Source organism: Paenibacillus alginolyticus DSM 5050 = NBRC 15375 (assembly GCF_000422905.1).
Taxonomy (GTDB): domain Bacteria; phylum Bacillota; class Bacilli; order Paenibacillales; family NBRC-103111; genus Paenibacillus_E; species Paenibacillus_E alginolyticus.
The window spans coordinates 1-11,010 of record NZ_AUGY01000153.1; the positions used below are offsets into that span (position 1 = coordinate 1).

Below are 11,010 nucleotides of genomic sequence, written 5' to 3' on the forward strand. Positions count from 1 at the left end.
GCTTTGAAATGGGGTAAACTGCTTGTTATAACCCATTCAGCGATTTTATCCTTTCGTGTTGGAACCTAAGGATACCATACGATCGCCTGACTGGGTTATTTTTCTATGCAACGTTTTTTCGACAAGAACTTTTCACTGTCCAGTAAAGATATTAGTAGGACAAATTCATGGTGAATAGGGGATAACAAAATGAGTACAACTATTAACAATGTTGCGGTAAGAAATGCATTAGAGGACAGCATTCGGACTATTTTGTCTGAGATCGGTGAAGACGTTAATCGTGAGGGTCTACTTGACACTCCAAAGCGTGTCGCCAAGATGTATCGTGAAGTTTTTGCCGGAGTGGGGGTAAATCCTGAGACTGCATTAACCACAACTTTCGCTGAAGAGTATGACGGTATTATCACCGTTAAGGACATCACTTACCATACATTTTGTGAACACCATTTGATTCCTTTCTTTGGTAAGGCGCACATCGGGTACATTCCAGACGGACGTGTTGTAGGACTTAGTAAGTTTGCTCGTTTGGTAGAGCTAACGGCTCAACGTCCACAGGTACAAGAGCGTATGACAATGCAATTAGCTAACGCAATCGTCAATGTTCTTTCCCCTAAGGGTGTTATTGTAACTGTCGAAGGTGCACACCTTTGTATGTGTGCAAGGGGTATTAAAAAGCCGGGAACTTCTACTATCACCACCATTAAAAAGGGTGTATTCGCTGAGAACGTTGCCCTTTGCGAGGAATTCGAGCGTTCTATTTCCAGAAGCTGATTGTAGACAAGGAGGTTGGGTTATGCTTTATCTTTCGAGAAGAGTAGATTTCTCCGCAACTCATGTCTACAATGTGCCTGAGTGGAGCGGAGAAGAGAATAAACGTGTCTTTGGTCGTTGCAACAACTTCAATGGTCATGGTCACGATTACAAGTTGGAAGTCATGGTTAAAGGTGAGATCAACTGGAAGTCGGGTATCGTGGTAAACACCAACGATATTAAGCATATTGTAACCGACTTTGTAAAACGGGAATTGGACGGTAAGTTCTTGGATAGAGAACATCCTCACTTCGTTAATAACATTCCCACTACCGAGAACTTGGTCAAGTACATTTGGTCTGAGTTAGATGGTAAATTCGAGGGATGCGAGCTTCATCGAATTCGTTTGTATGAAAATCATTATTTGTCGGCAGAGAAGGGGTCGGATGATATGCCTTTATTGACTAGGAAGTACCATTTTTGTGCAGCACACCGTTTGCATAGCAATCAATTGTCTGATGAAGAGAACAGAGAATTGTTCGGTAAGTGTAACAATCCGCATGGACACGGTCACAACTATTACGTTGATGTAACGGTAAAGGGTGAACCAGATCCAGTAACAGGTATGATCATGAACTTGGCTGATTTGGATGAAATCGTAGATCGAGTGGTAATGGATAAGTTCGATCACAAGCACCTAAACCATGATACGGAAGAGTTTGTCGACTTGAATCCGACTTCGGAGGTATTGGCTTATGTGGTCTACAACATGTTAGCACCGTACATTCCTAACCTGCACAAGATTGGTGTTTGGGAAACCGAGAAAAACTACTTTGAGTATCTAGGGCAGGGTGAGGTTTAATGTTCGAACCCCAATCCCTTAGGGGTAAAACAGTAGCGATTACAGGTGCTACTAGCGGTATTGGTAAGGCAACTGCACTTCTTTTAGCCAGTCAAGGTGCGAATCTCCTTCTTGGTTCAAGGAGCGCACATTCTCTTTCGAGCCTAGCCTGGGGTTTCGATACGGACGTTATTGGACTTCCTGTCGATGTGTCCATTGAAGAATCTGTTAAGGGGTTCGTGGAAGGTGGTATTCGTAAGTTCGGTAGGATCGACGCCTTGATAAACTGTGCAGGAAATGGTGTTTTCGGTTCAGCGTTGGATATATCGGTAGAGGATTTTGACCGTATGATTGCGGTAAACCTCAAGGGAACCTTCCTCTGTTGTAAGCACTTCGGTAGGCACATGGTAGAGAACAGGTCAGGGCGTATCTTGAACGTGGCTTCCATTGCAGGGACAACAGCCTTAGCAGGTTGTGCGGGTTATTCTGCTTCTAAGTTCGGTGTAGTGGGGTTGACGAAAGTCCTACAGACTGAGTTGAGAAGTAGTGGAGTCTATTTAACCTCGGTACTTCCGGGATCAGTTAACACAGAATTTTGGGACGGTATGGAAAGCCATCCAGATAGGGATAAAATGATCCCTGCTGAAACACTGGCTAAGCACTTAGTCTACCTACTCTGTCAGCCCGATGGTGCAGTAATTGATGAGCTAACTGTTATGCCATCTTTAGGCATACTTTAGCACTAGGAGGGGAGTAGGATGAAGTCATTTTTCAGTAGGTCGCCTAAAGGTGCAGAGGTGTCGAGTAGTCCGGCACTCCCTGTACCTTCATCTGTTGACTCTATCTATGAGCATCAACGAAAATCAGTAGTAGCTTGGATAGCGAATAAGCTAGGTTCTTTATTGCACCTAGATAGTTGCGTAGGGGGTGGTATGCTTTACTCAGCCTTACACACAGAAATTGTTGAATGCGACAAGTCGAGTGAAGATGACTACGTGATTTATCTAGCTCATTGCTTACTTAGTTGGCTTGAGTTGGGTTCAGATGTATATTTCAAAATAAGGGAAATGGATTTACCGGATAAGCATCATAAGTACCTGTTGGAAATCTATGAAGAAATAAAAGATACCCCAAATATGTATTTCAATATGAAAAGTCCTGACCATACAGAGGATAAAGGTACTGAGGGTATTGTGTGGGAAGTATACAGAGATGTTATCCATGCATCAAGTCAGCGTAAATTTCTGCTTATCAAGGAAGATGAAATCCCTACGTATACTAAGGGTGAAGTAATTTGCGAGGAAAAGATTGTTGAAAGACCTGATATATCTAAAGTCAGAGAGGTAGCAAAACAGAGTCTAAGTGTTTTTGGCTTACCGTCCTCTACCGTTATGGGGTATCTACTTATAATCTCCGAGTCAATTACAAACATTCTTAAACATGCGAAGGATGGTAAATTAACTATCATTAAGTCGGATTCTTCTGTTATTCTCGTTGTTGAGGATACTGGAACAGGTTTCCCCTTAAAGATACTTCCTTATACGATTTTAACCGCAGGGTATTCTACTAAGAAGTCCTTAGGTCAGGGATTCACTTTAATGATGAAAATGGCGGATAATGTGTATTTGAGAACGTCGCCTAAAGGGTCAACATTGGTTATTGTATTTAACGATAAAGGAGATGAATCCAGTGAACAGTAATGAGGTCATTAAGAAAACAATTGAAATGTCTCATCTGAGTGATGGGTTTTGGTCTAGATGGTTGGTTCATGGTCTTGAAAAAGCCGATCTAGATTCTATTCGTCATTCCTGTACTTCTCTGGAAGAGTGGGTTTCTAACTGGACTAAACTAGCTGACTCTATGGAAAAGTCAGCTAGTTTTCTTGAGTCAACTTTAGACTTTCATGAAGCAGAGCAAATGTATAGAAAATCTTCACTTTACTTTAATTTAGCTCAGTGGATATTCCCTGTTCCAACTAAAGAGAAGAAAAATTTACTAATAAAGAGCCAAGAAGTATTTCATCGTGCAGATTCAATTTCTCCTGTAAAAACGGAGTACCTCGAACTTGATGTGGACGGGCATATTTGCGCAGGTCGAATACGTATACCTGAACATGCAAAGGGTTGTGTAATACTTATCAATCCAATTGACTCCTCAAAAGAGGAGTTGTATCTGTATGAAAAGGACTTCGTAGAAGATGGATTCGCTACTGTCAGTTACGATGGACCGGGTCAAGGCAGTACATTTGCCTTTCAGGGACGTAAAGCTACGCAGGAGCAGTTAAGATTGTTTATCGATAAGGTGATAGATGCTACAGCAGAGAGATTCCCTGACTTAGCTTTAAACCTCATTGGTACAAGTACTGGTGGTGGTTGGGCAATCTATGGTAGTTGTAATGAGAAAGTATCTAAAGCGGTTGCAGTAAGCCCTGCTATTGGTTTCGGTAAAATGCACTTTTCAGACTACTTCAAAGGTAAGTTCAACTTGTACCTAGCTGATGGTGAAGGAGCACCCGACTTTGAGGGATTAAAGTTCTTAAGACCTGTTCGTGTCTATCATGGGGGTATGGATAGGATGGTACCTTACGATGGTCTTATGGAATTATATAATAAGTTGCCAAGCACTAGTGAATTTTTCGAGTACTCAGACGAATCCCACTGTTGTAACTTCAGGTTAAACGAAATACGCAAAATTTCTAGCAAATGGTATACAATATAGCCAAACTAAGGAGGTAATTAAATGTTAGCAAAAAGTTCATTAAGGAAACAGTTTTTAATTCGTATGTTCGTGGTGTTTTTATTGATTGCTGTTGTGTCAGGTATTGTTCAACAGTCTATTATCAGTAGTAAAATCGCTGATGAGACGGATAACCAAGCAGTTTTAGCTTCAACGAGTATTCAGCATGGTATTAAAGAAACAAACACGGCTTCTAAGGCAATCGAACATCAGATAGACTTAAAGTTAATTGCTGTTTCTAAGCATATTGCCGATAGGTTAAACAAAACATCATTTAAAGATGTAACAACTGAAGAGTTGGTCAAACTTCAAAAAGAGTTTGGACTCGCAGGTATTACATTGTTTGCTAGAACACCAGAAAAGGATAATGTAGTGGGTGTTCGGTCTACTGATCAAAAGGAAATTGGTTTTAGTTTCAAAGAGTTTGGTTTTTTAAAGACGCATGAAGATTTACTAGATGGTAAAAAGCCGGATATGCCAAACGCTTATAATGCTATCAATATGATGGTGTTACAATCAGCACAATCGGGTTCACATGGGGATGTTCCTGTATTTTTCAAGTATGCGTATTACCATGCCCCCGGTACAGATTATATTATTGATCCGTACATTGAGGCAAATGAAGTTTACAAGTTCACAGAGGAAGTTGGACCTGCTTCTTGGATTACCGAGGTTAAGTCCGAAAACCCATACGTTGTAGAGATGGCTGTACTGACTCCTAAAGTGTTTGTTGATCCTACACTGGAGACAACCTTGTATCCTCCATTGCATAAGATCGTTCATGGTGATTTTAAGTACATGAGTGACAAGGATCAAAAAGTCCTAAAGGATTTAGCTACAAACCCACAAAAGACGCATTATATTGAGACCATCGGTGGTAAAAAGGTTTACAAAATGTTCCTACCTATTGAGGGTGACCAAGTAACCTACATCGCCTTGGACTATGGGAAATTGAGTTCTATTCTCTACCGACACTCAGCTATCCTGATTATCTCAGGGTTCATCTCATTGTTGGCTTTATTCATCCTTAGTGCGAATTTCTTCAGTGGCATATACAGAAACATCCATAAGATTATTGTACAGATAAAGTCTTTGGAGTCAGGGGATTTCAGAGTAAAGAGTGATGTAAAAAGTAAGGGTGAACTGCAAGATTTGTCTGTAAGTACAAATCACATGGTAGACACCTTAAGCACTGTTTTACAGGAAACAAACTCTCAAGCTACAAAAGTACAGTTAATGTCTAAGGTTTTGGAGAAAGAGGCTAACAAATCCGTTGATAAGATGTATACTGTGTCTCTGGAAGTAACTTCACAAACACGTGAGTATGCAGAAGAAGTAATGGATTCTTTGGAAGCCTTAGAAAGCCATTTGGAATCCTTGCCTAAGACGGAAGAGTCATCAAAACTTATCGGTAAAATTGAGACTATACGATCTATGACAGGAGATAGATCGTCGTCCATTACAGATATAACCATTACTTTGGCGGATTTACTGAAGTCGTTACAGTCGCAGTCAGCAGAATTGTCCCAAATCTCTCGTTCCTTGCTTGCTCAACTAGATAAATTTAAACTGTAAGGGGGTGCGTGTACATGGTATTGGAAGTAGAGCAAAAAATTGAAAATACAACACTAACAATAACCCTTAAAGGGGTACTGGACTTCTCCACTATGGGTTCGTTAGACATTACTGGTAAGCTAACTGATAGCATATCTGAATGTGTTATGGATTTTTCAGAGTTGGAGTTTATCGACTCGACAGGTATCGGTACTATTTTATCAGTCCTTCACGAAGCAAGTGATTGTAACTCCAAGGTGACATTTGTCGGTATGTCACCTATGGTTGAGGAGTTATTTGATACAATTGGGGTTTTCAAGATTAAGAAGACGCTCTTAAAAGAAAGGGGTTGATCCTAATGTTTCATAGAGAGCTATCACATCCAAATTCAGTTGATAATACTATGAATAAGACTCTAGAACGTGAGATTAACCTAGCTAAAAATATTCAAACAAAACTGCTTAATTGTGAGACTCCTACATTAAGTAGTGGTGAAGTTTCGGGTATCTCTATACCCGCCAGATTGATCGGTGGGGACTACTTCGATTTCTACCCTTTAGGGAATGGTAGATTAAGAATCGTTATTGGTGACGTGATGGGTAAGGGTATTCCTGCAGCAATGTTGATGATTCTCACAAGAGGAGCATTTAGGACTGCAGCAGAAGCCACTAAAGGTCCCGGCGAGACATTGACGGCGATGAACAACGCAATGTATAAGGATTTAAGAGTATTGAACTCCTTCGTAACAGTATTTTGTGCGGATTGGGAACCTTCTACGGGTACATTTATATATGCCAATGCAGGACACTCCCTTCCTGAAATAGTAAGTGCCGAAGGGAGTGTTGTTGTACCACCGCCTCTCAAAGGGGTAATGCTAGGTGGTCTACCTAATCAGGTCTACACTGAAGAGAGTGTTCTTCTATCAGAAGGAGATCTATTATTCCTCTACACAGATGGGATTATCGAAGCACAAAACACTGAAGGTGCAATGTATAAAACGGGTCGTCTTTTGGATGTGCTTAAAAGTAATGTCGGAGAAACGGCTTTTTATATTGAAAAGGCTGTCGTATCCAGTGTAAATGAATTTACGGATGGTATGGTGCAGAAAGATGATATAACTATGGTAACGTTAAAGGTTGGCAGGGACACAACGGAGATCTCGAGTTTTAATGCTCCGGTATCCCTCTAAAAGGGAGGGTCAGTAAATGGGGAAAAGTATTGTTTCCAAGGGAAAGTCAGTAAAGGAAGCTTTAGACCTTGCACTAGAACTATTGCATGTAAGTAGGGACGAAGTAGATATTGAGATACTTGAGACGGAGAAAAAAGGTGTCTTAGGTCTTATGTCTAAACCTGCTGTTATTCGTGTGGTCGTAAAAGATTCTAGTGTTGTCTTGTTGAGTCCCGATATAGTAGTAGAAAGCTTGGAAGATGTCGTAGAGAACTTGGTGATTGAAGAGCACTCTAATACGGTTGCTTTTCCGAAAGTTGCCAAGTCTGTTCGTAACGAAGCTGATTTAGCGGGAAAAGTTTGGGTTTCAGATGGTTTGATATTTTGTAAGGATGCGGAAGATAAGTACCCATTGATAGCACCTGTAAAAAATATTCAGTTATATAAGAATGATGTTTTGGTTGAACGAACTGAAATTATTAGTGAGCTTGATGTTCTTAGAGTAGACTTACAGGATGAGGAATTAGCACCCTCTTGGGAACTTAAAATGAGTCCCGATAAGATGGAGGTAGTCTTGGTAGTAACAGCAGGGTTTAAGGTAATTACGAGGTTGAAGGATAAGGAACCTAGTAACTATATACACCTTGAGTTGGAAGAAAAGCGTATACCAGTTACTATGGATACAGCTCCAGTAATGCATAAGTTAAAAGAGCTTGGAGTAACTTTTGGGGTAAGTTATTCTGATATAGCACTTGCTTGCTCTAGTGAGACGGGTGGTAATTTTGTAATAGCTAAGGGGTTACCACCTACACAAGGAAAAAACGGTTATTTTCAACCTTTACAAGATACAGATATAAAAAAGTGTGTTAAAGAAAGAGATGATGGGACAGTAGATTACCGCGAGGTGACGGAATTTCCTTCTGCTGATTACGGACAAGTTCTTGGTATAGTTATAGCACCAACTGCAGGAGTTGTAGGGACTTCTGTTACGAATGAGCCTGTATTGCCTATTGAAGTCCATCCTGTGATAGTAAAGCCAGGAAGAGGCGTAGCACTGGTGGAGGATAATACTAAGGTGATCGCAACTGAAACAGGACATCCTGAAGTAAAGTTGAAGGGGCAATTAGCTTTGATCTCGGTCACACCCAAGCTAGTTATAGTAAAGGATGTAACCTTAGATATTGGGAATGTTCGTTACAAGGGTGATGTAGAGGTACAGGGTTCAGTGCAGGATGGTATGTTAGTGGACGCAAGGGGTAACTTACTGGTTAGGTGTAACGTTAACAGGGCTACTATACTAGCAGGTAAGTCTATTCTTGTACAAAATAATATTATCGCTAGCAGTATAACTGCCGGAAAGGGAAGTTTGTTGAAGTCAGAGTTAGCACAATTGTTAGACGAAGTAATAAGGCAAATGAAGAATATGTACACAGCAATAAATCAACTTTCTACGGTATCAGCTTTTAAGGTAGGTTCTCTGACAGTGACTGGACTTGGACCATTGTTGAGAATTTTATGTGACGGTAAATTTAAATCTTTTTCAACTTTAACTGCTACCTTAGTTACTAAGGTAAACGGAGGGTCAGATGTCCTAGATAATGAATGGTTGAGTTTCGTGGAAAGCCTGTATAAAAACTTCGTAACAACCAGAGTGTCTACTCTCAAGTCGGTAGAAGACATACTCACATTTATCCGTCAGGCGGAGGTTCTATACGCGTCAACTAAAATATCTGATGATGAAAAAGTATTTATAAAATCTGAGTTTGTACAAAATAGTGAGTTATACTCTAGTGGTGACATACTTATTGCTGGGCATGGGGTGTACAACTCAAAATTACATGCTAAAGGTTCGATAGTGATTGATGGTTTCGTCAGGGGTGGAGATCTGTACGCAGAAAAAAGCGTAAATATAGTTGAGGTTGGAGCTAGAGGTGGCGGAACAGATATGAAAATAGCTGTATCGGAAACTGGTTACATAAGGGTTAAACGAGTCTTGGATGATACTACAATTCAAGTCGGCTCAAAGACGCAAAAATTGATGTTTCAAATGTCTAATCTATATGCTAGGTTAGATGATGATGGGTCATTACAAATATCTTAAGGGGTGATAGAATGTTTAATTATGAAACTGTTAAATTAGAGGATAAAGTCGTTGTAAAGCTTGAAGGAGACCTAGATATAGAGGTCACGGAAATTATGGAAGATGAGATTGCTACACAGTTAGAGGGACACGGTGGAGTAGAGTTAGACTTCAGTGGTGTTTCTTTTGTTGACTCATCGGGGATCGGTCTACTAATTTCGCTAGTAGGAAGTTTAAAGGAAAAGGGTGCAATTATCCATATCACTAACCTACAAGAAGATGTTAAGTTAATATTTGAAATGTTACAAATGACTGATATCTTAGGTTCTGATGTGTTCGTCTAGTTCGGAAGAGTCCTATTTTGTATATGGTTGGTACTATATTCTACTATAATCTCTGCAGAGGTGCTAAGGTGAAAACTTTAGCACCTTTAGACGTTATTTACGACCACTTGGATTGTTAAGTGCATATAAAATGGTGCGAAGAGGGGAGAAAGCGTGATGACCAACATTGTGGAAGTGAAAGGACTAACCAAGTCCTATGGCCAAGTGACAGCAGTGGATCATGTTAGTTTCGTAAGCGTCAAATACTCCCCACATTTAATATCCCATCAGTCCATGAGAAAATGAGCATATCCTAAATCCAGGAGGTTGTTTCATGGACAAACAGCAACGCTTGCAAGAATGGACAGCTAGAATCACAGATTTTAAAACCAGCGGTCTGACCATGGCTGCTTGGTGCCAAACGCATGGCCAAACGACTCACCAATTAAAATATTGGCTCCGGAAATTGAATGAGCCTTCATCCTCTACATCCTCATCTTCTAATTGGCTGCCTCTTGCCATCAATAGCCCTTCAGCCGAGTTTTCCTCACCTTCATCTCCCCTCACGGTTCGTGTTGGACACGTCGGAATTGAAGTTCAGGCTGGTTTTAATCCTAATTTACTCCGTGAGATCGTTCAGGCGCTAGATTTGTCATGCTGACCTTGGCTAACATCGACCGTGTTTATTTGGCATGTGGCAGCACAGATCTTCGAAAATCTATCGACGGCTTAGCTGCACTTGTGCAAGCTGGATTTGAACTCGATCCCTTCTCCAGCAGCCTTTTCGTATTCTGTAATCACCAGAGGGATAAGCTGAAAATGCTCTTTTGGGAACACAACGGGTTTTGGTTATTCTATCGCCGGTTGGAGCGTGGTACGTTTGGGTGGCCCGTGGAACCGAAGGCTACGCCGATGGCAATCACACCTCGCGAGCTCCGTTGGCTTCTTGACGGTTTGTCGTTGGAACAAAAGAAAGCACATCCGCAAGTTACAGCTCAACGTGTAATTTAAAGCGCAACTTTCAAAGGTTGTTCACATTTTTTTGCAAGAATCGGGCATGGTTTGTCGAAGTATAAAGTATGGAAAATCAAACGACAACTACCAACCTTACCATAGAAGAACTAGAACAGAAAACGGCTAAGCTTGAACAGCAGAATGCCGAGCTGACGGCCAAGATTAGCTGGTACGAAGAGCAGTTTCGGCTTGCCCAGCAAAAGCGCTTCGGTGCCTCAAGCGAAAAAACGGATTCAGATCAAATCGCGATGGACTTATTCAATGAAGCCGAAGTCCTTTCTACGCCTGCCTCCGAGGAGCCAGATACCGAGAGCGTAACCTACAGCCGCAAGAAGTCTGTCGGTAGTCGCGAGGCTAAGCTGGATCACTTTCCTGTGGAAACAATTAGCTATAAGCTGCCAGAGGCAGAGCAAATTTGTACATGTTGCGGCGGCGCGCTTCATGAAATGAGTACGGAGACGCGAAATGAAATCACAGTTATTCCCGCAGAAGTTAAAATTGTGCGGCATGTTCGGCAAGTGTATGCTTGCAGGCATTGTGAACG

General features: G+C 41.2%; 14 protein-coding genes. All 14 read left to right on the forward strand.

The window, feature by feature from the left end; genetic code table 11:
* Positions 1-189: 189 nt before the first annotated feature.
* Positions 190-771 carry a GTP cyclohydrolase I FolE gene (gene folE / locus G519_RS0136035; protein WP_036635186.1) on the forward strand — a complete coding sequence of 194 codons (582 nt, stop codon included), beginning with the start codon at positions 190-192 and terminating at the stop codon, positions 769-771.
* A gap of 22 nt (positions 772-793) precedes the next feature.
* On the forward strand, positions 794-1,612 hold the full coding sequence (locus G519_RS0136040) for a 6-carboxytetrahydropterin synthase (RefSeq protein ID WP_029198715.1): 819 nt from the start codon (positions 794-796) through the stop codon (positions 1,610-1,612).
* Complete coding sequence (locus G519_RS0136045; protein ID WP_029198716.1) at positions 1,612-2,331, forward strand: SDR family oxidoreductase; 720 nt, start codon at positions 1,612-1,614, stop codon at positions 2,329-2,331. Before G519_RS0136040 ends, G519_RS0136045 begins: the two co-directional genes overlap by 1 nt.
* Positions 2,332-2,349: 18 nt before the next feature.
* Positions 2,350-3,291 carry an ATP-binding protein gene (locus G519_RS48205; RefSeq protein ID WP_051254009.1) on the forward strand — a complete coding sequence of 314 codons (942 nt, stop codon included), beginning with the start codon at positions 2,350-2,352 and terminating at the stop codon, positions 3,289-3,291.
* Entirely contained in the window at positions 3,281-4,309 is a 1,029-nt protein-coding gene (locus tag G519_RS0136055) for an alpha/beta hydrolase (RefSeq protein ID WP_051254011.1), read from the forward strand. The genes G519_RS48205 and G519_RS0136055 overlap by 11 nt, the downstream gene beginning before the upstream one ends.
* A gap of 21 nt (positions 4,310-4,330) precedes the next feature.
* On the forward strand, positions 4,331-5,902 hold the full coding sequence (locus G519_RS0136060; protein ID WP_029198718.1) for a methyl-accepting chemotaxis protein: 1,572 nt from the start codon (positions 4,331-4,333) through the stop codon (positions 5,900-5,902).
* Positions 5,903-5,916: 14 nt separating this feature from the next.
* Positions 5,917-6,234, forward strand: a complete 318-nt coding sequence (locus tag G519_RS0136065; protein ID WP_051254013.1) for an STAS domain-containing protein — start codon at positions 5,917-5,919, stop codon at positions 6,232-6,234.
* Positions 6,235-6,239: 5 nt separating this feature from the next.
* Positions 6,240-7,070: a PP2C family protein-serine/threonine phosphatase gene (locus G519_RS0136070; protein ID WP_029198720.1), complete on the forward strand. Its 831-nt coding sequence runs from the start codon at positions 6,240-6,242 to the stop codon at positions 7,068-7,070.
* 16 nt (positions 7,071-7,086) lie between these two features.
* Positions 7,087-9,150, forward strand: coding sequence for a flagellar assembly protein A (locus G519_RS0136075; protein ID WP_029198721.1), 2,064 nt, complete (start codon positions 7,087-7,089; stop codon positions 9,148-9,150).
* 11 nt (positions 9,151-9,161) lie between these two features.
* A complete protein-coding gene (locus G519_RS0136080) occupies positions 9,162-9,473 on the forward strand; it encodes an STAS domain-containing protein (protein ID WP_029198722.1) in 312 nt (103 codons plus the stop codon).
* Between the two features lie 156 nt (positions 9,474-9,629).
* Positions 9,630-9,758 carry a hypothetical protein gene (locus G519_RS53180; RefSeq protein WP_268614523.1) on the forward strand — a complete coding sequence of 43 codons (129 nt, stop codon included), beginning with the start codon at positions 9,630-9,632 and terminating at the stop codon, positions 9,756-9,758.
* A gap of 28 nt (positions 9,759-9,786) precedes the next feature.
* A complete protein-coding gene (gene tnpA, locus G519_RS0136085) occupies positions 9,787-10,113 on the forward strand; it encodes an IS66 family insertion sequence element accessory protein TnpA (protein WP_029198723.1) in 327 nt (108 codons plus the stop codon).
* Complete coding sequence (gene tnpB / locus G519_RS0136090; protein WP_029198724.1) at positions 10,107-10,463, forward strand: IS66 family insertion sequence element accessory protein TnpB; 357 nt, start codon at positions 10,107-10,109, stop codon at positions 10,461-10,463. Before tnpA ends, tnpB begins: the two co-directional genes overlap by 7 nt.
* A gap of 68 nt (positions 10,464-10,531) precedes the next feature.
* Positions 10,532-11,010 (forward strand): IS66 family transposase zinc-finger binding domain-containing protein (locus G519_RS48210; protein ID WP_208860929.1); only part of this gene is annotated, 479 nt, incomplete at its 3' end.